This is a genomic window from Edwardsiella ictaluri ATCC 33202, from assembly GCF_000264785.1.
In the GTDB taxonomy this organism is placed as follows: Bacteria; Pseudomonadota; Gammaproteobacteria; order Enterobacterales; family Enterobacteriaceae; genus Edwardsiella; species Edwardsiella ictaluri.
In genome coordinates this window covers 1-26,056 of sequence record NZ_AFJI01000007.1, presented here as the reverse complement: position 1 = coordinate 26,056, position 26,056 = coordinate 1, and the positions used below count along the sequence as shown (strand labels likewise).

Sequence of the window (26,056 nt, the reverse complement as noted above, 5' to 3'; positions counted from 1 at the left end):
CCGCCCTTTTTATGCCCCGATCCTACGGCGTCTATTCGCGCTTCAGACGATCGGTGTTAGCCAGGTACAGCGCGATCACCAGCACCAGAATGGCGAACGAATAGATCAGCGTATCGTTGGGACTCTCGTGATCAACGATGATCAACCGGATGATCGCCGTGATGCCGATGTAAATGAAATAGCGCAGCGGAAAGTGATAGCCTGACTGAAAATATTTAACAATCAATGCAATAAATTCGAAATACAGAAAATAGATCACGATACCTTCCACCAGCATGTAGGTTGACGCGTTCTGGTTGGCATCAAACAGCACCCCGGCCAGCGTGAACGTCTCCTTCGCCAGAAAGATCACCAGAATCGCCGCCAGTGCCATCAGGCCGATATTCAGTATCCACTGCAATACCGTGGCGACACGGTTTGCGCGCTCGGTTCCCGGCATAGAGTAACTCCTTACGTAATGGCTTTATAATGTGATCTAGTTAACAATATTGCCGTTTTGCCGTCTATCCCCCTGAGCCAAAAAACCGCCAATACCGCGTGCGGCACGGTAAGCGTCACACAAATTTGGCGCCTGCGGCGACAAGGGCAGATAATTAACATCATCTGCCAGGATCAACACACCCTCCGCCACTGCGCGGTGGCAAGAAAGAGTACGACTGAGATACCCACACAATGCATATACTCCGACACTATACGTTTACCCTCTGCCTGCTGCTGGGCATTATCCTCGGCGGGCTGGCCGGCGTCCTGTTTGGCGAACGGGCTACCCTGGTTCAACCCATCGGCGAACTGTTCCTGAACCTGATGTTCGTGGTGATCGTTCCACTGGTGTTCCTCAGCATCGCCTCCTCTATCGCCGATATGCGGCAGATGTCGCGCCTGGGCAAAATAATGGGAACGGTCTTCTCGGTCTTTATCGCCACCGCCCTGTTCGCCGCGCTGATCGGCTTTGTCGCCACTCACCTGTTTAACCCGTTCCACAACGTGGACACCCGGTCGCTGATAGCCCACCTGCCTCCGACGCCGCAGGGACAGGGCAAGGGAGTGGGCGAGGTGATCGTTTCCACCTTCACCGTGCCCGATTTTCTGCAGCTGTTTACCAAGTCCAATCTGCTGCCGCTGATCGTATTCTCCATCCTGTTCGGTCTGGCTACGGCCTTCAGCGGTGAGCAGGGCCGCCCCGTCGCCCAGTTCCTCCGCGCCGGCACCGCGGTGATCCTGAGAATGGTCAAGATCATTATGTACGCGGCGCCGCTGGGACTGGGCTGTTACTTTGCCGCCACGGTCGGTACGCTGGGGCCGCAAATCATCCACGGCTATCTGAACGCCTTCCTGCTGTACGTGGTGCTGACGGTGATCTACTTCTTCGGCGCCAATACACTGTACGCCTTTATCGCCGGAGGGCGTCCCGCCGTCCGCATCTTCTGGGGCAATGTCTTTACCCCGGCCATCACCGCCATCGCCACCGCCTCCAGCGCCGCCTGCATTCCGGTCAACCTGGTGGCCAGCAAGAAGATGGGCGTACCGGCGGATATCGCCGAGACGGTAATCCCGCTGGGTGCCAACACCCATAAGGATGGCTCAGTTATCGGCGGCATCATCAAGATCGTCTTTCTGTTCACGCTGTTCGGCCGCGACATGAGCGATCCGATGAGCATCGCTGCCATCATCAGCGTGGCGTTTCTGGTCGGCGCCGTCATGGGAGCCATTCCCAGCGGCGGCATGACCGGCGAACTGATGATCTGCGCTGTGTTCGGCTTTTCACCGGAGCTGGTCGGTACCATCATGATCATCAGTACCATCATCGATATTCCGGCCACCCTACTGAACTCCACCGGCAATACGGTCTGCGCCATGCTGGTCACCCGCTTTGTTGAGGGTAAGGCGTGGCTACAGCGCCGATGGGAAACGGCGGAGTAACACCCGCGCCAGACGTAGAAAAACCCGGACACGTCCGGGTTTTTCTTTAGCTGTGCGGCGTGCGCGGCGCTATGCCCGCCAAGCCTTGAAACGGTTGATCAGGGCATTGGTCGAGCTATCGTGGCTGCGTACCGGCTGCGCATCCTCCAGCTCCGGCAGGATACGGTTGGCCAGCTGTTTACCCAGCTCAACCCCCCACTGATCGAAGGAGAAGATGTTCAGAATGACGCCCTGGGTGAAGATCTTATGCTCATACAGCGCAATCAGCATCCCCAGGCTGTACGGCGTGATTTCACGCAGCAGGATAGAGTTGGTCGGGCGGTTCCCCTCAAACACCTTAAACGGCACGATATGCTGTACCTCTGCCGCGCTCTTGCCCGCCTTGGCAAACTCCTCTTCTACTGCCTCACGGGATTTACCGAACGCCAGCGCCTCAGTCTGGGCAAAGAAGTTGGACAGCAGCTTGCCGTGATGATCACCCAGCGGGTTATGGCTGATGGCCGGCGCGATAAAGTCGCAGGGAATCAGCTTGGTGCCCTGGTGGATCAGCTGATAGAACGCGTGCTGGCCGTTGGTACCCGGCTCGCCCCAGATGATGGGGCCAGTCTGGTAATCCACGACCTGACCGTCGCGATCGACATATTTCCCGTTCGACTCCATGTTGCCCTGCTGGAAATAGGCCGGGAAGCGGTGCATATACTGATCGTAGGGCAGAATGGCTTCGGTTTCGGCGCCGAAGAAATTGTTATACCAGATGCCGATCAGCGCCAGCAGTACCGGCAGGTTCTGCGGCAGCGGCGCACTGGCAAAGTGGCGATCCATGGCATGGGCACCGGCCAGCAGCTGCTCGAAGTTATCGTAGCCGATGCTTAGGGCGATAGAGAGTCCGATGGCTGACCACAGGCTGTAGCGGCCGCCGACCCAGTCCCAGAACTCAAACATGTTGGCGGTATCAATACCGAACGCCGCCACCGCCTGCACGTTGGTGGAGAGCGCGGCAAAATGCCTGGCCACATGACGCTCATCGCCAGCCGCCTGCAGGAACCAGTCGCGGGCGCTGTGGGCATTGGTCATGGTCTCCTGGGTGGTGAAGGTCTTCGAGGCCACCAGGAACAGGGTCGTTTCCGGGTTCAGGCGCTGCAGCGTCTCGGCGATGTGCGTGCCGTCGACGTTAGAGACAAAGTGCATGGTCAGGTGATTTTTGTAAGGGCGCAGCGCCTCGGTCACCATGTAAGGGCCGAGATCGGAGCCACCGATACCGATATTCACCACGTCGGTAATCGCCTTACCGGTGTAGCCCCGCCACTCACCGTCGATCACCCGGACACAGAACTGCTTCATCTTGGCCAGTACGGCGTTAACCTCCGGCATCACGTCTTTACCGTCGACGCAGATCGGCGTGTTACTGCGGTTGCGCAGCGCGATGTGCAGCACGGCGCGATCCTCGGTACGGTTGATTTTCTCACCGGCGAACATGGCGGCGATGGCGCCCTGCAGATCGGTTTCACGGGCCAGCGCCTGCAGCTTTTCCAGGGTCTCTGCATTAATCCGGTTCTTGGAGTAATCGACCAGCATCTGATCGTCGAAGGTAGCAGAGAACTTAGAGAAACGGTCGGCATCCGCGGCGAACAGATCGCGCATGTGCACGGACTTCATCTGCCCGAAATGCTGCTGCAGCGCTTGCCAGGCAGCAGTACGGGTCGGGTTGATATTTTTCATAGCGACGCCTTATGCTTGAGTAACGGTCGGTGGTTTCCGGGGCGCGGTTCAGACACTGAACGCACCCCGCACATTCCGGATAATCGCCGCTCCCGGGAACGACAGGGATGACGGCATAGGGTACCGGTTCATCTTTTCCTACGTGCGTTAAATTGTATCCATTTCACGCCGTGTTGCGATCCCTTTTATTGCGATCGACTAAAACTCTCATCCCCGATACTGCCTGATACTGACTCCATTCAGCAACCATTGTTTCCCACGCTGAAAATCACGGCGTCATCCGCAGGGGTCCGCGGGTGTGAACGGCCGGACGCCAAGATGAAGCGGCGATTTTTCAGGCGGCAAGATTAGCAAATACGATGTCTATACGCCGCAGACTCGCGCGGACTAATGACCAAGAGATTAGTTTTATTTCATATATTTCAATGTGATAAAAACAATAATCAGTAACGGTAATACTGCGCAGGTCAAATTGAAAATCACTCATCCCAATGCCATTGACACACCCGGCATAAGCCGTTATTTCTAAAAACACCCTGTACATCCCGTGTACAGGCCGTCTGCGCCTATCGTGGCGGTATGCGGCCCCGGCATCGCCATTCAGCAACGCTGACCGGGATCGCCGGGCAACCGCGCAGCGGCCATCTGGGCAATCCTTTAGGCTGCCACCTCGTACCCCAGCCACGGTGGAAGGAACGGTAAGGTGGAGTACCTGCGGAGCGCACCTACGTCGCCCCGTATCGTTTAGCGCATGCCCGGCACCGGGCTAATGGAATGAGCTGCCGGACAACACGGACACCGGCCCCTGACACGAGGCATCACATGCAACAGACAATCATTGCAAAGTTTGGCGGCACCAGCGTAGCCGATGCCGACGCCATGCTGCGCTGCGCTGACATCATTCTCTCCAATCCCGCCGTACGCGTGGTGGTGCTTTCCGCCGCCGCGGGCGTCACCAACCATCTCATTACGCTGGCCGAGGGTCAGGGTGCCGCAGAACGGCTGCGCCTGATAGGCGAGGTTCGCCGCATTCATGACGCGATCCTGGCGGCGCTCCCCGACGGTGCCGCGATACGCAGTGAAATTGAGCGCATGCTGGAAAATATCGCCATGCTGGCCGAAGCCGCGGCGCTGGCCACCTCTGCGGCGCTGACGGATGAGCTGGTCAGCCACGGCGAACTGATGTCGACGCTGTTGTTCAGCGAGCTGCTGCGTGTTCGCGGCGTCAGCGTTGAGTGGTTTGATATCCGCAGGATCATGCGCACCGATGACCGCTTTGGTAAAGCCGAGCCGGATCGGGAACAGTTGCAGGCGCGGGCGCAGCAGTCTCTGGCGCCACGCCTGGCCAAGCAGCTGATCATTACCCAAGGGTTTATCGGCAGCGAGAGCAAAGGGCGCACCACGACCCTGGGACGGGGCGGCAGCGACTACACCGCCGCCCTGCTGGCCGAGGCGCTGGACGCGGCGCGCGTCGATATCTGGACCGATGTGCCGGGGATCTATACCACTGATCCGCGCATCGTCCCCGCCGCCCGGCGCATCGATGAGATCGCCTTTTCCGAGGCGGCCGAAATGGCGACCTTCGGCGCAAAGGTGCTGCACCCGGCCACCCTGCTGCCGGCAGTGCGCTGCGATATCCCGGTCTTTGTTGGCTCCAGCCGCGATCCCGACGCCGGCGGCACCCTGGTATGCAATAAAAGCGCGCAGCCGCCGCTATTCCGCGCGCTGGCGCTGCGGCGCAGCCAGACGCTGCTGACGCTGCACAGCCTGAATATGCTGCACGCCCGCGGCTTTCTGGCCGAGGTGTTCGGTATTCTGGCCCGCCACAGCATCTCCGTGGATCTGATCACCACCTCAGAAGTCAGTATCGCGCTGACGCTGGATACCACCGGCTCTTGCACCGGTGGCGCCAGCCTGCTGACCAGCGCCCTGCTGACCGAGCTTTCCGCCCTGTGCCGGGTCGAGGTTGAAGAGGATTTGGCGCTGGTGGCGCTGATCGGTAATCAGCTCAGCAGCGCCTGCGGCGTTGGCCGCCGGATCTTCGGCGCGATGGAGCCGTTCAATATCCGCATGATCTGCTACGGCGCCAGCAGCCATAACCTGTGCTTCCTGGTGCCGGGAAATGACGCCGATGCGGTGGTGCGCACCCTGCACGCACAACTGTTCGAATAGCGCTGCGGAGCGGTCATCCGGCCCCCACGGGGCCGGATAAGCGGGAGCTTACTCCACCTCATAGCCCAGATTGGGCGCCAGCCAACGCTCGGCCTCAGCCAGCGGGATCCCTTTGCGCGCGGCATAGTCCGCCACCTGATCGCGCTGGACGCGCGCAACGGTAAAGTACTTACTGTGGGGATGGCTGAAGTACCAGCCGGACACCGAGGCGCCCGGCCACATCGCGTAAGACTCCGTCAACCGCATGCCGGTATGGCGCTCAACGTCTAAAAGACGCCACAGCGTGGCCTTTTCACTGTGCTCCGGACAGGCCGGATAGCCCGGCGCCGGGCGAATGCCGCGATAGTTTTCTCGGATCAGCTGCTCGTTGTCCAGCGCCTCGTCGGCGGCATAGCCCCAGTGCACTTTGCGTACCTGCTGATGCAGGTATTCGGCAAAGGCCTCCGCCAGACGGTCGGCTAACGCCTTAACCATGATTTTATGGTAATCATCGTGCTGCGCATCAAAGGCCTGCGCCAGCGCCTCCTCCTCCAGCCCGCCGGTCACGGCAAAGGCTCCGATATAGTCAGCGATACCCTCATCCGCCGCGGCGATAAAGTCGGCCAGGCAGTAGTTGGGCCCCGCGCTTTTATCGCTCTGCTGGCGCAGATGATGGCTGACGGCCAGCACCTCGCGGCGGCTCTCGTCGCGGTAAATCAGCACATCGTCCCCCCGCCGGTTCGCCGCGAACAGGCCGAACACCCCGCGCGGCGTCAGGCTGCCGGACGCCTCCAGCCTATCCAGTAACCCATTGGCATCCGCGAGCAGGCGCCGCGCCTCCTCGCCGACCACCTTATCCTGCAGGATCCGCGGGTATTTCCCGGCCAATGACCAGGTGAGGAAAAACGGCGTCCAGTCGATATAGTCGCGCAGACGCGCAATCCCCGGCTGCATCGTCTGTACCCCTAAGCGCTGCGGCACCGGCGGCGGACAGGCTGACCAGTCGGTGACGACGCCATTGGCGCGGGCCTGCGCCAGCGTCACCGGCGGCGTGCGCGGCGTCTGGCGACCATGCTGGGCGCGTGCCGCCTCATACTCCCGGCGTGTCCGCTCGATAAACGGGCCCCGCTGCGCCTCCGACAGGAGAGCTGCCACCACGCCGACGGTGCGCGACGCATTCTGCACATAGACCGTCGGCCCGCCGTAGGCGGGGGCAATCTTCACTGCCGTATGCGCCTTGGAGGTCGTCGCCCCGCCGATCAGCAGCGGCAGCGTGAACCCCTGCCGCTCCATTTCGCTGGCCACGTTGACCATTTCATCCAGCGAGGGGGTGATCAGCCCCGACAGCCCGATGATATCGACCCGCTCCTCGCGCGCCACCCGCAGGATTCGCTCGGCGGGCACCATCACCCCCAGATCGATAATTTCATAGTTATTGCACTGCAGCACTACGCCGACGATATTCTTGCCGATGTCGTGCACGTCGCCCTTCACCGTCGCCAGCAGGACCTTACCGGCGCTGCTGCCGCGCTGCTTGCTGGCCTCGATAAACGGTGACAGATAGGCCACCGCCTGCTTCATCACGCGTGCCGACTTCACCACCTGCGGCAGAAACATCTTACCGTCGCCAAACAGATCGCCGACCCGGTTCATCCCCGCCATCAGCGGCCCCTCGATCACCGCAATCGGCCTGTCGGCCTCCAGACGCGCCGCCTCGGTATCCTGCGCAATGAACTCACCGATGCCCTTGACCAAGGCATACTCCAGGCGCTGCGCCACCGGCCAGCTGCGCCACTCGGCCTGCTGCCCCTCCGCCTGCGTGCTGCCCTGGCTATCGCGGTAGCGCTCCGCCAGCGCCAGCAGGCGATCGGTGGCATCAGACCCCTGATTCAGGATCACCGCCTCGGCCGCCGTACGCAGATCGTCCGGCAGGTCGTCATAGATAGCCAGCTGCCCGGCGTTAACGATCCCCATGTCCATACCGTGGCGAATCGCGTGATACAGAAAAACCGCGTGGATCGCCTCACGCACTGCCTCATTACCGCGGAAAGAAAAAGAGACATTCGACACCCCGCCGGAGATCAGGGCGTGGGGTAATTGCGCCTTAATCTCCGCACAGGCTGCAATAAAATCGACGGCATAGTTACTGTGCTCTTCAATGCCGGTGGCCACGGCAAAAATATTGGGGTCAAAGATGATGTCTTCAGGCGGGAAACCGATACGCTCGGTCAGCAGCTGATAGGCGCGACGGCAGATGGCCACCTTACGCGCCAGGGTATCCGCCTGCCCCTGCTCATCAAAGGCCATCACCACCAGCGCAGCGCCAAAGCGGCGCACCTGACGAGCGTGCTGCAGAAAGTTCGCCTCTCCCTCTTTGAGGGAGAGCGAGTTGACGACGCCTTTCCCCTGGATGCACTTCAGCCCCGCCTCGATCACCGACCAGCGGGAGGAGTCGATCATCAGGGGTACCCGGGCGATATCCGGCTCACCGGCGATCAGGTTGAGGAAGCGGACCATCGCCGCCTCAGCATCCAGCATCCCCTCATCCATATTGATATCGATGATCTGCGCGCCGCTCGCCACCTGCTGACGCGCCACGTCCAGCGCATCATCATATTTATTCTCTTTAATCAGTCGCTTAAATTTAGCAGAGCCGGTCACGTTGGTGCGTTCACCCACGTTGACGAACAGACTCGTTTCATCGATCGTCAGCGGCTCCAGGCCGGACAGACGGCAGGCCACCGGCAGCGCGGGAAGGGCGCGCGGTGCGATGCCCTGTACCGCCCGGCTGATGGCAGCAATGTGCTCCGGCGTGGTGCCGCAGCAGCCGCCGACGATATTCAGGTAACCCGCGCGGGCCCACTCGGCAATTTGCTGCGCCATCGCCTGCGGTGACAGATCATACTCCCCAAAGGCATTGGGCAGCCCGGCGTTGGGATGGGCGCTGACATGGCACTCGGCAACCCGGGACAGCTCCGCCACGTATTGACGCAGATCCTCCGGCCCCAGAGCGCAGTTCAGACCGAAAGAGAGCGGGCGGGCGTGGCGCAGAGCGTTATAAAATGCCTCGGTCGTCTGCCCCGACAGGGTGCGCCCGGAGGCATCGGTAATGGTGCCGGAGATCATCACCGGCAGCGTGACGCCGAGCGCGGCAAACTCGCACTCCAGCGCATAGACCGCCGCCTTGGCATTCAGGGTATCAAAGACGGTTTCGATCATCAGCAGATCGACGCCCCCCTCAATCAGCGCCCGCGCCGACTCACGATAGGCCGCCACCAGCTGATCGAAGGTAATATTGCGACAGGCGGGATCGTTGACCTCCGGCGAGATCGACGCCGTACGGTTGGTCGGCCCCAGCACGCCCGCCACAAAGCGCGGCTGGTGCGGCGTGCGCGCCGTCCACTCATCAGCACAGGCCCGCGCTAGGCTGGCAGCCCGGTAGTTTATCTCCGGCGCCAGCGCCTCCATGCGGTAATCCGCCATGGCGATGCGCGTTGCGTTGAAGGTGTTGGTCTCCAGAATGTCGGCGCCCGCCTCCAGGTAGGCATAATGAATCGCGCTGATGATATCGGGACGGGTCAGCGCCAGCAGATCGTTGTTTCCCTTCAGATCGCAGGGCCAATCAACAAAACGTTCGGCGCGGAAATCCTGTTCGCTCAGCCCGTAACGCTGGATCATGGTTCCCATGCCGCCATCCAATACCAAAATCCGCTTATCCAACCGGCGGCGTAACCGTTCACACGTCGTATTCACACTCACTCCTTGTCCCGTCATGTCGGCAGTATGCTGCCCGATAAGCCCGCTGACGGTTTTACCCGTAAAACCGCCGTTTTTTCCATCCTAGCACAGCTGAAGTGGATAGCAGCGGCGCGGCAGTTGAGGCTTTTTCATGTAGCGGTAGGCGGGGGAAATGGCGGGTAACGGCGTAGGGTAGGCTCCGGCGTGTCGGCGGCAGAGCGCGTGCTGGAGCGGGATACCCCGCGGACAGCACAGGGCGTCCGCGGGAGGAGATCGGCCGCTATTGGGCCGGCTGAACCACCATCTGGCCAACGCTGCCGCGATCGGCCAGCTCCAGGGTTCCACTGTAGAACAGAAACGGAAAGTGTTCGTATGAGGGCTGCGGGAAATAGACCAGCAGCGAGACTTCGCCGTCAACCCAGACGCTGTCTTTCCAGCCGCGATCCTCTACCAGTGGCGGCGCATGGTTGACGCTTTTCACCAGGAACTGGGCCCCTTGTATATAGAAAGACTGCGGCGTATCCGCACGCACCGTCCAGCGCTCCCAGGTGCCTTGACGCGCCTGGACATCGATACGCCCTGGCTCCCACAGCATCCCGTTAATCCCCGGACTGGAGGCGCTGCCCAGCATGATGCTACGGTTATTGACGATGTCGCCCTCCGGCAGTGGATCGGCGGCCAGACGCGCCGGCAGGGAATCGGTCATCAGCGGCAGCAACCCGGTAGGACGCAGGGTCAACACCCGGGTAGACACCAGCATCGACGACGGTTCAAACAGCCCACGCAAACGATCCATGATACCGGCGGCCTCACCAGCCGTGATAGAGACCTCTTCGCCCTTGCTCATGTCGATCAGTACTTCACGGCGCTCGCCCGGTGCCAGCGGCAGAGTATCGACCTGCAGCGGTGCAGGCAACAGCCCCTGATCGCTGGCGATCACGAAGAAGGGACGCCTATCGGAGAGCTGCAGCAAGTAGCGCCGCGCGTTGGAGGCGTTGAGCAGACGCAAACGTACCCATCCGCGCGATACCTCAACATAAGGGTCCTGCACGCCATTGACCAGCAGGGTATCGCCCAGGAAGCCGCCGGAGGCGGGGGGATCGTATTCGGGTACACCAAAGTTATCCAGACGCTTATCCTGCAGGATCAGCGGAAAATCATCCACCCCATAGTGATTCGGCAGCGGTGTATTCTTGCTGTACTGATCCTCAACCAGCCAGAGGCCGGCCAGACCACTATAGACCTGGGGCGCCATATGCCGCGGAGTATCCGCGTGATACCACAGCGTCGCCGCCGCCTGGCGAACAGGCAGAACTGGAGACCAGTCGATCCCGGGCGACATCTGGCGCGCCGGTCCCCCGACCAGAGGACCGGGCACCAGCAGGCCGGCGACCTCCATCGCCACGGATTCGCTCAACCGGTTACTGTAAATCAGCTTCACATCGTCACCGCTGTGCACCCTGACTGTCGGTCCCAGATAAACACCGTTCACGCCCCAGGTCCCCACTTTGCGCCCCCCCATGAAGGCCCAATGCGTACGCTCCAGCGACAGAAACAGCGGCTGACCGCGGCGTGACTCCAACAACGGCGGCACTGGCAGCACGGCCTGTGTCCCACTCGCCCGAGCCTGTAGCGGCAGCCCACCGGCGCACAGCGCCAGCCCGGAGGCCTGAATAAACCGACGTCGACTGAGTGACATAACTTCTCCCGTAAATCAAAAATAGCGTCCGGACAGACCACGCTGACGTCAGGCGCGTTTGCCAGCCTGCGCCTCGCGCGCCGCGACTTCGGCATCCAGCTGCCCTATCTTTTCGGCCATCAGGGTACGACAGTGTTCAGCCAGATCACGCACCTGATCTTTACCCCAGCGGCTGGTATCGATAGGCGGCAGCATTTCCACGATCACCACGCCATTATTCCAGCGGTTTAGCTTCACCTTGTCGTGGGTGCTGGAAACGCAGATCGGTACGATAGGCACCCCGGCGGCCAGCGCCGCGTGGAATGCACCGGTCTTAAACGGCATCAGACCACGCCCGCGGCTGCGGGTCCCCTCAGGAAACATCCAGAATGAGATGCGACGGGTACGGAACTGCTCCACCACCGCGGCAATGGTATTGTGCGCCTTGGTACGGTTCTTACGGTCGATCAGCAGGTTACCGGTCAGCCAGTACAGCTGCCCAAAGAAGGGGATCCAGGCCAGGCTCTTTTTACCGACGGTCACTGTGTTCGGTTGCACCGCATTCGAGGCGGTTACCATGTCGTAGTTGTTCTGGTGGTTGGCGATATAGATGGCGTTGCCATAGGTTGCGGCATCCGGCGGCAGGCGCGTTTCAACCTTCAGGCCAAACAGCGGCGATAAGCGGCCGAACCAGTGGCCAAAACGCGCGACGTGGCGCGGGTTGCGCGGGCTGAACAGGCAATACAGCGAACCGACAATGCAGATGACGAGGCACAGCAACGTGATCAGTATGACCCGGAAAATGAATAGCATAACAACCTCATAAACAGAATACCGGGCCAGGCGCCCGGCACGGTAGCCGCAGCGCTGACCCTCTCAGGCCGCCACTGGGCGGCCTTGGGATTACGCGTCGCCCTCGGCATCAGCGTCCAGACGCAGCGACAGCGGGGCATCCACATCTACCCGCTCAATGCGCTGCAGTCCCCGCGGTAGCAGGGTTCCCTTGCGCCCGCGTTCGGCACGGAATTTCTGCAAATCCTGTGGTTTCATCACCAGTTTACGCTTACCGATATGCAGCGTCAGCGATGTCTGCGGCGCCAGTACCAGCAACCATTTCAGCGTATCCTCACCGGCGGCGGCCTGTGCTGCGGGGATGGAGACGATCTTATTCCCCTTGCCCTTGGAGAGCTGCGGCAGATCGTGTACCGGGAACATCAGCATCCGTCCAGCCTCGGTTATGGCCAGCAGCATGTCATCGTCACCGTTAATCTCCAGCGGAGTCAGCACATTGGCATTTTCCGGCAGCGTCAACATGGCCTTGCCTGCGCGGTTACGCGCGACCAGATCGCTAAAGGTACAGACAAAACCATAGCCTGCGTCAGAGGCCATCAGCAGCTTCTGATCATCCGCAGCCATCAGTACGTGTTCGATGGTTGCCCCCGGCGGCGGCGTCAGTTTACCGGTCAAAGGCTCACCCTGCCCACGCGCCGACGGCAGGGTCAGCGGATCGAGGGCATAGCTGCGTCCGCTGGAGTCGATAAAGACCACCGGCTGGTTGCTCTTGCCGCGCGCAGCGGCGCGGAAAGCATCGCCCGCCTTATAGTTCAGTCCGCTCGGATCAATGTCATGCCCCTTGGCGCTGCGTACCCACCCCCCTTCAGACAGGACGATGGTCACCGGTTCGTTCGGGACAAAGTCGTGTTCGCTCATCGCCCGCGCTTCAGAACGCTCTTGCAGCGGTGAGCGCCGTGCGTCGCCGTACGTTTCGGCATCCGCCATGATCTCTTTCTTGATCAGCGTACCCAGCTTACGCTCGGAGGCCAGCAGCGTCTGCAGGCGATCCCGCTCCTGCGCCAGCTCGTCCTGTTCGCCCCGGATCTTCACCTCTTCCAGGCGGGCCAGATGACGCAGTTTGAGCTCCAGAATCGCCTCAGCCTGAGTATCGCTGAGGCCAAAGCGCGCCACCAGCACCGGCTTGGGCTCATCCTCGCTGCGGATGATATGGATCACCTCGTCGATATTCAAAAACGCGCACAGCAGGCCATCCAGAATATGCAGGCGCTTCAGCACCTTCTCCAGACGGTAGTTCAGGCGGCGACGCACCGTCTCACGGCGGTAGCTCAGCCACTCGCTGAGGATCTCACGCAGATCTTTCACCGCCGGACGCCGATCCAGACCGATCATGTTCATGTTGATGCGGTAGCTTTTTTCCAGATCGGTGGTGGCAAACAGATGATTCATCAGCTGATCGAGATCGACCCGGTTAGAACGCGGTACGATCACCAGACGTGTCGGATTCTCATGATCCGACTCATCGCGCAAATCGTCGACCATCGGTAGCTTCTTAGCCCGCATCTGGCTGGCTATCTGCTCCAGTACCTTGGCGCCGGAGGTCTGGTGCGGCAGGGCGCTGATCACGATCTCGCCCTCTTCCTTGCGCCATACCGCCCGCATGCGTACCGATCCTCGACCGGTGCGATAGATCTTGTGGATCTCGTCACGTGGCGTGATGATCTCTGCCTCGGTCGGGAAATCCGGCCCCTGAATGTGCGTCAGCAGATCGTCCAGCGAGCTCTGCGGATTGTCCAGCAGGGCCACCAACGCCGCCGCGACCTCGCGCGCGTTGTGCGGCGGAATATCCGTCGCCATGCCGACCGCGATACCGGTCGTGCCGTTCAGCAGGATATTAGGCAGCCGCGCCGGCAGGAATTTAGGCTCCTGCAGCGTGCCGTCGAAGTTGGCGACATAGTCCACCGTGCCCTGTCCCAGCTCGCTGAGTAAAATCTCCGCGTAGCGCGACAGACGTGATTCGGTATAACGCATCGCCGCGAACGATTTCGGATCGTCCGGCGCCCCCCAGTTTCCCTGTCCATCCACCAGTGGATAGCGATAGGAGAAGGGCTGCGCCATCAGCACCATCGCCTCATAGCAGGCGCTGTCGCCGTGGGGGTGATACTTGCCCAGCACATCACCGACGGTGCGCGCCGACTTTTTAAATTTTGCGCTGGCGGAAAGCCCCAGCTCAGACATCGCATACACGATGCGGCGCTGAACCGGCTTCAGCCCGTCGCCGATAAAGGGCAACGCGCGATCCATGATGACGTACATGGAGTATTGCAGATAGGCGTCTTCAGTAAACGCATGGAGCGCTACACGCTCACTGTTGTCATGAGTCAGATCGCTCATTGGTCATCCTCTGGACGCGGCCATTGTCCCGCAGGACAGACGATCGCAGTAAAATCATGCAATGGCCGCGATAGTAACGTATTTTTTGCCCGACTGTCACAGCGCGTCGCGCAGGGCGGCGCCGTTTAAGGAGAAAACAGAACAGGCCACCCGCGGGCAGCCTGTCGGATGTATGGCGGGATGCGTCACACGTCCAGCTCAGCCAGATTGCCGTTTTCCTGCAGCCAGTTGCGGCGATCTTCGGCGCGTTTTTTGGCCAGCAGCATATCCATGACGGCAACGGTACGCTCCATATCCTCATCCTCAATGGCCAGCTGTACCAGACGGCGGGTATTGGGATCCAGCGTGGTTTCACGCAGCTGCAGCGGGTTCATCTCGCCCAGCCCTTTAAAGCGCTGCACGTTGGGCTTGCCTTTCTTGCGTTTCAGCTGCTCCAGCACCCCGGCCTTCTCCTCTTCGCTCAGGGCATAGAACACTTCTTTGCCGAGATCGATACGGTACAGCGGCGGCATCGCGACATAGACGTGGCCCGCCTGCACCAGCGGGCGGAAGTGGCGAACGAACAGCGCACACAGCAGGGTGGCGATATGCAGTCCGTCCGAGTCCGCATCGGCCAGGATACAGACTTTGCCATAGCGCAGCTGGCTGAGGTCATCGCTGTCCGGATCGATACCGATAGCGACCGAAATATCGTGCACCTCCTGCGACGCCAGCACCTCATCGGAGGAGACCTCCCAAGTATTCAGGATCTTCCCCTTCAGCGGCATGATCGCCTGGTATTCACGATCGCGCGCCTGCTTGGCCGAACCGCCCGCCGAATCCCCTTCCACCAGGAACAGCTCGGTGCGGTTCAGATCCTGAGCGCTGCAGTCCGCCAGCTTACCCGGCAATGCCGGTCCACTGGTCAGCTTCTTACGCACCACCTTCTTTGCCGCACGCATGCGGCGCTGGGCGCTGTTGATCGCCAGCTCAGCCAGCAGTTCGGCCGACTGCACGTTTTGGTTCAGCCACAGACTAAAGGCATCTTTGACCACCCCGGAGACAAAGGCGGCGCACTGACGTGAGGAGAGACGCTCTTTGGTCTGCCCGGCAAACTGCGGATCCTGCATCTTAACCGACAGCACATAGGCGCAGCGCTCCCAGATGTCGTCAGCAGTCAGCTTGACGCCGCGCGGCAGCAGGTTACGGAACTCGCAGAATTCACGCATCGCATCCAGCAGCCCCTGACGCAGGCCGTTCACGTGGGTGCCGCCCTGTGGAGTCGGTATCAGGTTAACGTAGCTCTCCGTCAGCAGCTCCCCGCCCTCGGGCAGCCACAGCAGCGCCCAGTCGACCGCCTCGGTATCGGAGGCGAAGGTACCGGTAAACGGCTGCTCCGGCAGCGTCACCAGCCCATTGACCGACTCCATCAGGTAGTCGGTCAGGCCATCCTGATAGCACCAGCGCTGTTCGCTGCCGTTGACCAGATCGCGGAACAGAATCTCCACACCGGGGCACAACACCGCTTTCGCCTTCAGTAAATGGGTCAGACGCGAAACCGAGAAACGGGCGGAGTCAAAGAACTGCGCATCGGGCCAGAAGTGTACGCTGGTGCCGGTGTTACGCCGTCCCACCGTTCCGCTGACGTGCAGATCCTCCACCTTTTCACCGTTTTCAAACGCCATCTGATAGATCTGGCCATCGCGGCGGACGCTGACCTCAACCCGGCGTGACAGGGCGTTGACCACCGAAATCCCCACGCCGTGCAGACCGCCGGAAAACTGGTAGTTCTTGTTGGAAAATTTACCCCCGGCGTGCAGGCGGCAAAGGATCAGCTCAATGGCCGGGACGCCCTCTTCAGGATGGATATCGACCGGCATTCCACGCCCGTTATCGATCACCTCCAGCGACTGATCGGGGTGCAGGATCACCTCAATACGCGTCGCGTGACCGGCCAGCGCCTCATCAACACTGTTATCGATCACTTCCTGCCCCAAATGGTTGGGACGGGTGGTATCGGTATACATCCCCGGGCGGCGGCGCACGGGTTCAAGACCGCTGAGCACCTCAATGGCGTCAGCATTATAGCTGGATTGCGTCATCTTATGATTCGTAAAAGTCGATGTTTATCAATTAGATGGGAAAAGCAGGGGATACCGTCAGTGCGTCCCCTGCTTTACCCACCCGTCGGTATAGGGCGGCGGCGTGCTACTCCGCGCTCAGCCCCAAAAAGTCTATGATTTGCGGGAAAAAGCGCTCAATCCCGGCGAAAGCGTGATTACCGCCCTCTTCAATAGTCTGGCGGCATGGGGTGTAGTAGGTCACGGCCTGGCGGTAATCCAGTACTTCGTCGCCGGTCTGCTGCAGCAACCAGATCAGATCCGGTGACTCCAGAGGGTCCACCTGCATCACCTTCAAATCAAAGACGTGGCGTGACTCTAGCACATATTGCTGCCCGGTGTAGGGGTTCTCATTCTGCCCCAAAAAGTCCAGCAGCAGCTCGAAAGGCTTTACCGCCGGGTTAATCACCACCGCCGGCAGGGTAAAACACTGGGAAAGCCAGGTGGCATAATATCCCCCAAGAGAGGAGCCCACCAGACCCAAGGGGCGCCCCGCGCGCTCCATCACCAGCTCCTCCAGCATCTGCGCCGCATCGGCGGGGTATGGCGGCAGCTGCGGGATCAGCATGGTTATTTGCGGGTGGTGCTCGGCCAGCCAGCACTGCAGCGCCATCGCTTTGGCAGAGCGGGGAGAACTGTTAAAACCGTGAAGATAGAGAAGAGTAGGCATTATCAATAGCCGTCTGCGTCCAAATCCGGCCTGAACTCACTGCTGGCCAGGCGATGCACCGCCGTGGTCACGCGCCCGTCAGGATACAGGGTCAGATAGCGCCAGCCCGGAGAAATGGTATCAATGGTAAAATTGGTGCACAGCGGTTTAAACTGAACGCAGGTCGACGGCGTCGCCAGCAGTCGGCGCCCGTTCCAGTCCAGATCCAGTTCCTGATGAATATGACCGCACACCAGCGTATTGACCTGGGGATAGCGCCGCAGGATCTCATCCAACGCGTGCGCATTGCGCAGACTGTGCTGATCCAGCCAGGTACAGCCTGAGGGCTGTGGGTGATGATGCAGCAGAAGCATCGTGTGGCGCTGCGGTTCGCTAGCCAGCGTCAGCTCCAGCCACTCGAGCTGATAATCGCTCAGCTCACCGTGTGGAACGCCAACGACCTGGCTGTCCAGCAAGACGATCTGCCAGCACTCCCCCAGCAGAGCCCGCTTGTTTGCATGTACACCGGCCTGCGCCAGCGCGTCGACCATCGCTGGCTGAAAATCATGATTCCCCGGTAGCCACAGGCAGGGCCTGTGCAGCTCGGCAACACCCGCGGCAAAATGCCGATAGGCGGCTGCGGAGTGATCCTGCGCGAGGTCTCCCGTCGCGACGATAAGATCGAACGGATGCGCCTCAGCGCGGATCGCCGCCAATACAGCCTGATAGCTGCGGTAGGTATTGACCCCCAGCAGGGTCTCTTGTTGCCCTGCAAATAGGTGGGTATCAGTAATTTGCAATAATCTGACCGGCGCCCCACTCGCTACGGCCAGATGAAACAGGCTTTCCAAATAACGTCCTTTATGACTTGAGTCTGTCAGAACATGCAAAACGGCGATTACACGGATAAATCGAAATGAACAGTTAAAAAAACACCCTGCATCTGTGCCAACCCTGCGGAGCATCCGTTTGCCGAAATCCAGTTAATTTGATGCTTTTCATCGCACTGATGCAACTTTTTGTTCGGGTTATCATAGCGTGCTTTGAATTGGGAGATCTGCTGTATTGCACACAATTCCATAACGCCATTGCACCACCGGAGAGAGTCCAAGGGTAGAGGCTATCAGCCAGGCCCAAAGAGGCACCCGGCCGCAGCAGACAACCACGTTAATGGTATCGACTCTCACGCCGATCCGGCAATCCCCTGAGAGTCTGAATTTTTACACCTCCGCATGGGCGCTGTCCGCTCAGGCCCACTGCGCCCGCAAACGCCGATGATTCAGCGCCAGCCACTGCAGGGCGATCACCGATGCCGCATTGTCTATAACGCCCTGTTCTACCCAGCGATATGCCTGCGCACGGCTGACCACGTGGACACGAATATCCTCATGCTCCTCCGCCAGCCCATGCACCCCGAATGCCGTGGTCGCATCGACCTCACCGACCACAATGGACAACCGCTCGCTGGTACCTCCCGGACTTGCCAAATAGCTCAGCACCGGCTGACAACGTCCCACGGTAATCCCGGCCTCCTCCTGCGCTTCACGTCGGGCCACCTGCTCTACGCTTTCACCCATCTCAATCATCCCTGCGACCATTTCCAACAACCAGGGCGTGTGACTGCTGGTATAAGCAGGCATGCGCAGCTGTTCAATCAATACCACTTCATCGCGCCGCGGATCATAGGGCAACAGCACTGCTGCGTGACCACGCTCAAATACCTCGCGTACTACTTCGCCGCTCATTTCGCCGTTAAACAGGCGGTGACGGAAACGGTAGCGATCGAGTGAAAAAAAACCACGGTAGCAGGTTTCCCGTGCGATAATTTCCACATCATCTTTACCGAAGTTGACAGGGCTGGGTTTGTCGACACACATAACGTAATATCCTTTATTGGTTGAAAGAGCACCGGAACTAAACCTAAGTAAACCGGACACTTTAACGAGACGGTTAGCGCACCTAAACTTGGATGATTTAGCAAGAATGGCACATTCGGCCACCCGTCACAGAGGCAGCTCTCTGGTAAAATTGGCAGTCTAAGACCTTAGGTCTATGCTGCGCCAACCATATTTTCTGCATAACAAGGAATGCAAATGAAGAAACTGCTCCCTCTTCTTATTGGCCTAAGCCTCAGTGGCTTCAGTGCATTAAGTCAGGCAGAAAACCTGATGCAGGTATATCAGCAGGCCAAAGAAAGCAACCCGGATCTCCGTCAGGCTGCTGCTAACCGTGATGCTGCATTTGAAAAGATCAATGAGTCCCGCAGCCCGCTGCTGCCACAGCTGGGGCTTGGCGCTGACTATACCTATACCAACGGCTTTCGCGACAGCAGTGGCCTAAACTCAAATAATTACGGGGCTACCCTGGCGCTGACGCAGACAATCTTTGATATGTCCAAATGGCGTCAGCTCTCGCTGACCGAAAAGCAGGCCGGAATTCAGGATGTATCCTATCAGTCCTCTGAACAGACGCTGATGCTGAATACTGCCACCGCCTACTTTAACGTGCTGCGTGCCATCGATCAGCTGACCTATACCGAAGCCAACAAACAGGCGATTTACAATCAGCTCGATCAGACGACCCAGCGCTTCAAGGTCGGCTTGGTGGCCATTACCGACGTACAGAACGCCCGAGCGCAGTACGATCAGGTGCTGGCCCAAGAGGTCAGCGCACGCAACAATCTGGATAACTCGCTGGAAGCCCTACGCCAGATCACCGGCCAGTACTATCCACAGCTCTCCGCCCTGAATATCGATCGCTTCAGCACCAAGCGCCCTGACGATGTGAAAGCGCTGCTGCAAGAGGCCGAGAAACGCAACCTGCAGCTGTTAAGCGCCCGCCTGAGCCAGGACTTGGCACGTCAGCAGATCAAGTATGCAGAAACCGGCTATATGCCGACCCTGAATCTGACAGCCTCCACCGGCGTCAGCAATACCGACTATAACTCCCTCTCCAACGCGCAGAAAGAAACGCTGCGGGGAGGCAATGGTAGCAGCTATCAGGGACAGAACACTGTGGGCCTGAGCTTTAACCTGCCGCTATACTCCGGCGGTGCCACCAACTCGCAGGTGAAACAGGCGCAGTACAACTTTGTCGGCGCCAGCGAGGCCCTGGACAGCGCCCACCGCGGCGTGGTGCAGAATGTCCGCTCCTCCTTCAACAACATCTCTGCCGCCATCAGCAGCGTATCTGCCTATAAACAGGCCGTAGTCTCAGCCCAAAGCTCCCTGGATGCCACCCAGGCCGGTTATCAGGTGGGCACCCGTACCATCGTCGATGTATTGAATGCCACCACGGCGCTGTACAACGCCAAGCAGAACCTGGCCAACGCGCGCTATGACTACCTGATCAGCCAGCTGAACATCAAGTATGCGCTGGGTACCCTCAATCAAAACGATCTGCTGATGCTCAACGGCGATCTGAGCAAAACGGTCCCGACAGCGGCCGACAGCATTGCTCCTGATGATGCGGCCCAGGCCGCCAAAGCCAATGGGCCGATCCCCGGTGGCGGCGTACGCTAAATAGCGTCGGTGCGGACGACAATACATTAAGAAAGGGCGGATTTTCCGCCCTTGTTTTTCAGCCACGCCACGCGCCTGCAATCAATACGTTTCCCACCACGTTCAGCGCCGTGTGCTCCATGCCATATCCAGAATCCGATCGACCCCGGCAATAAAGATCAGCCCCTCCATACCGACGCTGCCCAGCGTCGCAACATCACCACAAACGAGATGCCGGGGACGCCGGCGGTGCCCTTCGAGGTCACCATCAGAGTCAGAACCAGGATGAACTCCTGAATGAGCGATAACTGGATACCGTACAGCTTGGCGATAAAAATCGCCGCAATGATTTGATATAGCATCGCGTCGAGCCATCCAGATTAAATGAACAGCCCGTCGATACCACAAATCTGGTGATTGCCTTCGGCGCGCATAGGCCTCCCTCTTTTCCATAATGCGCAGCGACACAGTCCCTATCCCGACTATCCCGACTATCCCGACTATCTCGACTATCTCGACTATCTCGACTATCTCGACTATCTCGACTATCTCGACTATCAGCACCGAGATAGCAATCATCTTAATCAGGCGAATAAAAATATCGCCGGCCGACCCCAGCACGTTACTGACCAGCCGCGCGATTCGGTGTAATAATGCAGCGCTGCGCCAACCGCAATCCCTAAAATCAGTGCAATAACAATCTGCCACGCACAGGTCAATTTAAATCGCATCATCACTCTGCAACCTCACTCTTATTGGGCGCCGCAACGCCCTTTTTTATCTCTTGTCACTTCCCTTCGGCGATCATCCGCTACAATCTGTCCGCTGTACGTCACTCACTTGGATTTATAATTATTATTTATGCAATAAAACGGGATATATGACTATACACATATAATTAAGCAATAATATTCTGTTGTGTGATCAATAAATTGGCAGTTAATAAAACCAGAGGCAAACTTAGCAATATTGCGACAGCCGATAAAATCCGCCAGCATCCTTCAACCTCGGCACCATGTCTCTCACGCATCAATTTAGGGCGCCAAATTAGGGCAACATACTATCGTTCAATGTGCGCTCGCTTCATCAGGCATGCTCCACGCTGCGCTGTCGCTCTGCGGTTATTACGTGATCGCGCGCGCAAAAAACACACAATTCGCTAACCGCAGCCAAAATTAACTCTATATTGACATATTGTTAACATCGGCGCGGAGACGCAGTATGAGCCAGATCCATACCTACCCTATTCCGGCAGATATTGCCCAGCATGCCTTTATCAATGCGGAAATGTACCGTGAAATGTATCAGGCCTCTGTCGAGGCTCCCGAGGCATTCTGGGCAGAGCAGGGACAGATCATCAGCTGGATAACCCCCTATAGCCGGGTCAAGAATACCTCCTTCGATCCAGGCCATATCAATATCCGTTGGTTTGACGATGGTACACTCAACCTGGCGGCCAACTGCTTGGATCGCCATTTAGCTGAACGCGGTGAGCAGACAGCCATCATCTGGGAAGGCGACGATCCACAGGAGAGTCGCAGGGTAACCTATCGCCAGTTGCACAGTGAAGTGTGCCGCTTCGCCAATGTTCTGAAATCACTGCAGGTAGAAAAGGGCGACGTCGTCGCAATCTATATGCCTATGGTAGTCGAAGCGGCAGTGGCCATGCTGGCCTGCGCACGAATTGGCGCCATACACTCTGTGATCTTCGGCGGCTTCTCCCCAGAGGCGGTTGCCGGACGCATTATCGACTCCGGAGCTAAACTGGTGATCACGGCTGATGAGGGAATTCGCGCTGGGCGAACCATTCCACTCAAGCGTAACGTCGACGAAGCGCTGCAACATCCTCAGGTCAACAGCGTGCGTCATGTCGTGGTATTCCGCCGTACTGGTGGCGCTGGAGAGTGGGATAGCGATCGCGATCGTTGGTGGCATGAGCTGATGGCTCTCGCCGACGAATACTGCCCGCCAGTGGAAATGAATTCCGAAGATCCGCTGTTTATTCTTTATACCTCAGGGTCGACCGGAAAACCAAAGGGCGTACTGCACACTACCGGTGGCTATCTGGTCTACGCAGCGACCACTTTTAAGTATGTTTTTGACTATCATCCCGGTGACATTTACTGGTGTACAGCGGACGTCGGCTGGGTCACCGGCCACAGCTACCTACTGTATGGCCCTTTGGCCAACGGCGCCATTACACTGATGTTCGAGGGCGTCCCTAACTATCCCGGCATTAATCGCCTCAGTCAGATCGTAGACAAGCATCAGGTCAACATTCTGTATACCGCGCCAACGGCAATCCGTGCGCTGATGGCAGAGGGGAAACGCGCCATCGCCGATACCCATCGGACCTCGCTGCGCATAATGGGATCGGTCGGCGAACCGATCAATCCCGAGGCCTGGGAGTGGTATTACCACACCATCGGCAACAGCCACTGCCCGATCATGGATACCTGGTGGCAGACCGAAACCGGCGGCTTTATGATCACTCCCCTGCCCGGCGCCACCGTGCTTAAAGCCGGATCGGCAACCCGCCCATTTTTTGGCGTACAGCCAGCCCTGGTCGATAACAGCGGGGAAATCCTCGAGGGCGCCAGTGAAGGCAACCTGGTAATCCTCGACTCTTGGCCCGGGCAGGCGCGCACACTGTTTGGCGCCCATGAACGTTTTGAACAGACCTATTTCTCCACCTTCAAGGGTATGTATTTCAGCGGCGATGGCGCCCGGCGTGATGAAGACGGCTATTACTGGATAACCGGTCGCGTCGACGATGTACTCAACGTCTCAGGGCACCGTTTGGGCACTGCGGAGATCGAATCAGCATTGGTTGCGCACCCTAAGATTGCCGAAGCGGCCGTCGTCGGGATCCCCCACAGTATTAAAGGACAGGCAATCTACGCCTATATCACTCTAAACGTAGGGGAAGAGCCATCGCCAGCGCTATATGCCGAGGTCCGTGACTGGGTACGTAAGGAGATTGGTCCCATCGCCACACCGGATATATTGCACTGGACCGATGCTCTGCCCAAAACACGCTCCGGCAAGATCATGCGCCGTATCCTACGCAAAATTGCCAGCGGCGATATCAGCAATCTGGGAGATACCTCAACGCTGGCCGATCCGGCCGTAGTCGACAAGCTGCTGGAAGAAAAACAATCAATGAAAGTGCCGTCATAATTTACGCCGCTTCAGGCCGCTTATTCGGATAACACGCCGTTGAGCGGCCCTGGCGCGGCGTACTCTATCAATACCTACTGGAGACACTCTGATGAATGACACCATTTATCAAGAGATTGAAGAAAACCCGCGCTTTAAAGAGCTGGTGAGAAAACGCGGCCGGTTCGTCTGGCTGCTTTCGCTGATTACGCTGGCGCTGTACGTCGGCTTTATTCTGTTGATCGCCTTCGATCCGCAATGGCTCGGCACGCCGATCGCCGCCGGATCGACCATCACCCGCGGGATCCCGGTTGGTGTCGGGCTGATCGTGATCTCTTTCATCTTGACCGGGATCTATGTATTCCGCGCCAACGGCGAGTTCGATCGTCTCACCGCAGAAATCCTGAGTGAGGTGAAACAATGAAGCGTTTATGCTCCGCCCTTTCCGCCGCCGCGTTGCTGTCGCTGCCCGGTCTGGCCCATGCCGACGCCATCGCCGGCGAAGTGCATCGTCAGCCGCTGAACATCCAGGCGATCGTGATGTTTATCCTGTTTGTCGGCGCCACCCTGTACATCACCTACTGGGCGTCCAAACGCACCCGTTCCCGCCGGGACTACTACACCGCGGGCGGGCGCATCACCGGCCTACAAAACGGCTTGGCGATCGCCGGCGACTTCATGTCCGCCGCCTCGTTCCTCGGCATCTCCGCCCTGGTTTACACCTCGGGCTATGACGGACTGATCTATTCCATCGGCTTCCTCATCGGCTGGCCGATCATTCTGTTCCTGATCGCGGAGCGCCTGCGCAACCTTGGCCGCTATACCTTTGCCGATGTCGCCTCTTACCGTCTGCAGCAGAAACCGATCCGCACTCTGTCGGCCTGTGGCTCTTTGGTGGTGGTGGCGCTGTATCTGATCGCGCAGATGGTCGGCGCCGGCAAGCTGATCCAGCTGCTGTTCGGGCTCAACTACCACGTAGCGGTGATCCTGGTCGGTATCCTGATGGTGCTGTACGTGCTGTTCGGCGGCATGTTGGCCACCACCTGGGTACAAATCATCAAGGCGGTGCTGCTGTTGGCCGGCGCCAGCTTTATGGCGCTGATGGTGATGAAGTCAGTCAACTTCGACTTCAATACCCTATTCGCCGAAGCGGTGAAGGTGCATCCGAAAGGCATCGCCATCATGAGCCCCGGCGGTCTGGTTTCCGATCCGATTTCCGCGTTGTCGCTCGGCCTGGCGCTGATGTTCGGCACCGCCGGTCTGCCGCACATCCTGATGCGCTTCTTCACCGTGAGTGACGCCACAGAAGCGCGCAAGAGCGTGTTCTACGCCACCGGTTTTATCGGTTACTTCTATATTCTGACCTTTATCATCGGCTTCGGCGCCATCTTGCTGGTCAGCGCCAATCCGGCGTTCAAAGACGCCACCGGCGCGCTGCTGGGCGGCACCAACATGGCGGCGGTGCACCTGGCCAATGCCGTTGGCGGCAACTTCTTCCTCGGCTTTATCTCGGCGGTGGCCTTCGCCACCATTCTGGCGGTCGTTGCAGGCCTGACGCTGGCCGGTGCCTCGGCCGTTTCCCACGATCTGTACGCCAGTGTGATGAAAAACGGCAAGGCGACCGAGCGCGACGAGCTGAAGGTCTCCAAGATCACCGTCGTGGTACTCGGCCTGGTCGCTATCGCGCTGGGGATTTTATTCGAGAAGCAGAACATCGCATTTATGGTCGGGTTGGCGTTCTCTATCGCCGCCAGCTGTAACTTCCCTATCATCATCCTGTCGATGTACTGGTCGCGTTTGACCACCCGCGGCGCGATGATTGGCGGCTGGCTGGGCCTGCTGACGGCGGTGGTTCTGATGATCCTCGGCCCGACGATCTGGGTGCAGATCCTCGGCCATGAAAAGCCGATTTACCCGTATGAATATCCGGCGCTGTTCTCGATGATCGTCGCCTTTGTCGGCACATGGCTATTCTCGATCACCGACAGTTCGCTGGCCGGGCAGCAGGAGCGGGAACGCTTCCGAGCTCAGTTTATCCGTTCGCAAACCGGGCTGAGCATCTCTCAGGGCAGCTCGCATTAACCGAATAATAAGAGAGCGTTCAGAATTCTGTGTCACGTTAAACTGAGACATGCGTCATTCCTTTTTGTTTGTATCTTACTGGAATGACACAGAATTTCTAACGCTCCCCCTCCCCAGCTAGCTGGGCTTTTTATATTTTACGTATAGCAAAAAGACCCCATGCTTGCGCATGAGG

General features: G+C 58.9%; 16 protein-coding genes and 2 pseudogenes. 6 read left to right on the top strand and 12 right to left on the bottom strand.

Features of this window, described 5'->3' with window-relative positions; all coding sequences use genetic code 11:
• Positions 1-31: 31 nt before the first annotated feature.
• Positions 32-439 (bottom strand): phosphate-starvation-inducible protein PsiE, encoded by a 408-nt coding sequence (gene psiE, locus EIEH_RS00305; protein WP_012847085.1) that lies wholly within the window; start codon positions 437-439, stop codon positions 32-34.
• 233 nt (positions 440-672) lie between these two features.
• Between psiE and EIEH_RS00300 the strand changes: the two genes are divergently transcribed.
• Positions 673-1,920: a dicarboxylate/amino acid:cation symporter gene (locus EIEH_RS00300; protein WP_015869664.1), complete on the top strand. Its 1,248-nt coding sequence runs from the start codon at positions 673-675 to the stop codon at positions 1,918-1,920.
• Between the two features lie 69 nt (positions 1,921-1,989).
• Here EIEH_RS00300 and pgi read toward each other — a convergent pair whose 3' ends face one another.
• Positions 1,990-3,639 (bottom strand): glucose-6-phosphate isomerase, encoded by a 1,650-nt coding sequence (gene pgi, locus EIEH_RS00295; RefSeq protein ID WP_015869663.1) that lies wholly within the window; start codon positions 3,637-3,639, stop codon positions 1,990-1,992.
• An 822-nt stretch (positions 3,640-4,461) separates the two neighbouring features.
• On the opposite strand from pgi, the gene lysC reads away from it, so the two are divergent.
• Positions 4,462-5,811 (top strand): lysine-sensitive aspartokinase 3, encoded by a 1,350-nt coding sequence (gene lysC, locus EIEH_RS00290; protein WP_015869661.1) that lies wholly within the window; start codon positions 4,462-4,464, stop codon positions 5,809-5,811.
• Between the two features lie 48 nt (positions 5,812-5,859).
• Here the strand turns inward: lysC and metH are convergent, their stop codons facing one another.
• The 9 genes and pseudogenes from metH to nudF all read right to left on the bottom strand — a co-directional run bounded on the left by metH (position 5,860) and on the right by nudF (position 19,017).
• Positions 5,860-9,564: a methionine synthase gene (metH, locus tag EIEH_RS00285; RefSeq protein WP_050977368.1), complete on the bottom strand. Its 3,705-nt coding sequence runs from the start codon at positions 9,562-9,564 to the stop codon at positions 5,860-5,862.
• Positions 9,565-9,808: 244 nt separating this feature from the next.
• Positions 9,809-11,227 (bottom strand): cell division protein FtsP, encoded by a 1,419-nt coding sequence (gene ftsP, locus EIEH_RS00280; RefSeq protein WP_015869659.1) that lies wholly within the window; start codon positions 11,225-11,227, stop codon positions 9,809-9,811.
• 48 nt (positions 11,228-11,275) lie between these two features.
• A complete protein-coding gene (locus EIEH_RS00275; protein WP_015869658.1) occupies positions 11,276-12,019 on the bottom strand; it encodes a 1-acylglycerol-3-phosphate O-acyltransferase in 744 nt (247 codons plus the stop codon).
• A gap of 90 nt (positions 12,020-12,109) precedes the next feature.
• Positions 12,110-14,392, bottom strand: a complete 2,283-nt coding sequence (gene parC / locus EIEH_RS00270; protein ID WP_015869657.1) for a DNA topoisomerase IV subunit A — start codon at positions 14,390-14,392, stop codon at positions 12,110-12,112.
• A gap of 185 nt (positions 14,393-14,577) precedes the next feature.
• The gene (gene parE / locus EIEH_RS00265) at positions 14,578-16,473 is read right to left on the bottom strand and encodes a DNA topoisomerase IV subunit B (RefSeq protein ID WP_015869656.1); all 1,896 of its coding nucleotides are present in this window, start codon (positions 16,471-16,473) and stop codon (positions 14,578-14,580) included.
• A gap of 106 nt (positions 16,474-16,579) precedes the next feature.
• Positions 16,580-17,161 (bottom strand): esterase YqiA, encoded by a 582-nt coding sequence (gene yqiA, locus EIEH_RS00260; protein ID WP_015869655.1) that lies wholly within the window; start codon positions 17,159-17,161, stop codon positions 16,580-16,582.
• A 2-nt stretch (positions 17,162-17,163) separates the two neighbouring features.
• Complete coding sequence (gene cpdA, locus EIEH_RS00255; RefSeq protein WP_015869654.1) at positions 17,164-17,991, bottom strand: 3',5'-cyclic-AMP phosphodiesterase; 828 nt, start codon at positions 17,989-17,991, stop codon at positions 17,164-17,166.
• Positions 17,992-18,038: 47 nt separating this feature from the next.
• Positions 18,039-18,224, bottom strand: a pseudogene (locus tag EIEH_RS20040) (DUF1249 domain-containing protein); the annotation flags it as partial.
• Positions 18,225-18,387: 163 nt separating this feature from the next.
• Positions 18,388-19,017 (bottom strand): ADP-ribose diphosphatase, encoded by a 630-nt coding sequence (gene nudF, locus EIEH_RS00250; protein ID WP_015869652.1) that lies wholly within the window; start codon positions 19,015-19,017, stop codon positions 18,388-18,390.
• A gap of 216 nt (positions 19,018-19,233) precedes the next feature.
• Here nudF and tolC point away from each other — a divergent pair, with 216 nt between their 5' ends.
• Positions 19,234-20,661 carry an outer membrane channel protein TolC gene (gene tolC, locus EIEH_RS00245; protein WP_035608255.1) on the top strand — a complete coding sequence of 476 codons (1,428 nt, stop codon included), beginning with the start codon at positions 19,234-19,236 and terminating at the stop codon, positions 20,659-20,661.
• A 58-nt stretch (positions 20,662-20,719) separates the two neighbouring features.
• Here tolC and EIEH_RS19535 read toward each other — a convergent pair.
• Positions 20,720-21,111, bottom strand: a pseudogene (locus EIEH_RS19535) (cation:dicarboxylate symporter family transporter); the annotation flags it as partial.
• A 750-nt stretch (positions 21,112-21,861) separates the two neighbouring features.
• On the opposite strand from EIEH_RS19535, the gene acs reads away from it, so the two are divergent.
• The 3 genes from acs (at position 21,862) to actP (ending at position 25,881) form a co-directional block, all read left to right on the top strand.
• Entirely contained in the window at positions 21,862-23,820 is a 1,959-nt protein-coding gene (acs, locus tag EIEH_RS00235) for an acetate--CoA ligase (protein WP_015869647.1), read from the top strand.
• Positions 23,821-23,911: 91 nt separating this feature from the next.
• Positions 23,912-24,223: a DUF485 domain-containing protein gene (locus EIEH_RS00230; protein WP_015869646.1), complete on the top strand. Its 312-nt coding sequence runs from the start codon at positions 23,912-23,914 to the stop codon at positions 24,221-24,223.
• A complete protein-coding gene (gene actP, locus EIEH_RS00225) occupies positions 24,220-25,881 on the top strand; it encodes a cation/acetate symporter ActP (protein ID WP_015869645.1) in 1,662 nt (553 codons plus the stop codon). The genes EIEH_RS00230 and actP overlap by 4 nt, the downstream gene beginning before the upstream one ends.
• Positions 25,882-26,056: the final 175 nt, after the last annotated feature.

What these genes read in the sequence shown, in the direction of transcription:
- EIEH_RS00300 (WP_015869664.1), top strand. Translation starts at nt 673, where the DNA reads ATGCATATACTCCGACACTATACGTTTACCCTCTGCCTGCTGCTGGGC.
- lysC (WP_015869661.1), top strand. Translation starts at nt 4,462, where the DNA reads ATGCAACAGACAATCATTGCAAAGTTTGGCGGCACCAGCGTAGCCGAT.
- pgi (WP_015869663.1), bottom strand. Translation starts at nt 3,639, where the DNA reads ATGAAAAATATCAACCCGACCCGTACTGCTGCCTGGCAAGCGCTGCAG.
- parC (WP_015869657.1), bottom strand. Translation starts at nt 14,392, where the DNA reads ATGAGCGATCTGACTCATGACAACAGTGAGCGTGTAGCGCTCCATGCG.
- parE (WP_015869656.1), bottom strand. Translation starts at nt 16,473, where the DNA reads ATGACGCAATCCAGCTATAATGCTGACGCCATTGAGGTGCTCAGCGGT.
- yqiA (WP_015869655.1), bottom strand. Translation starts at nt 17,161, where the DNA reads ATGCCTACTCTTCTCTATCTTCACGGTTTTAACAGTTCTCCCCGCTCT.
- ftsP (WP_015869659.1), bottom strand. Translation starts at nt 11,227, where the DNA reads ATGTCACTCAGTCGACGTCGGTTTATTCAGGCCTCCGGGCTGGCGCTG.
- psiE (WP_012847085.1), bottom strand. Translation starts at nt 439, where the DNA reads ATGCCGGGAACCGAGCGCGCAAACCGTGTCGCCACGGTATTGCAGTGG.
- actP (WP_015869645.1), top strand. Translation starts at nt 24,220, where the DNA reads ATGAAGCGTTTATGCTCCGCCCTTTCCGCCGCCGCGTTGCTGTCGCTG.
- nudF (WP_015869652.1), bottom strand. Translation starts at nt 19,017, where the DNA reads ATGTGTGTCGACAAACCCAGCCCTGTCAACTTCGGTAAAGATGATGTG.
- acs (WP_015869647.1), top strand. Translation starts at nt 21,862, where the DNA reads ATGAGCCAGATCCATACCTACCCTATTCCGGCAGATATTGCCCAGCAT.
- tolC (WP_035608255.1), top strand. Translation starts at nt 19,234, where the DNA reads ATGAAGAAACTGCTCCCTCTTCTTATTGGCCTAAGCCTCAGTGGCTTC.
- metH (WP_050977368.1), bottom strand. Translation starts at nt 9,564, where the DNA reads ATGACGGGACAAGGAGTGAGTGTGAATACGACGTGTGAACGGTTACGC.
- EIEH_RS00230 (WP_015869646.1), top strand. Translation starts at nt 23,912, where the DNA reads ATGAATGACACCATTTATCAAGAGATTGAAGAAAACCCGCGCTTTAAA.
- EIEH_RS00275 (WP_015869658.1), bottom strand. Translation starts at nt 12,019, where the DNA reads ATGCTATTCATTTTCCGGGTCATACTGATCACGTTGCTGTGCCTCGTC.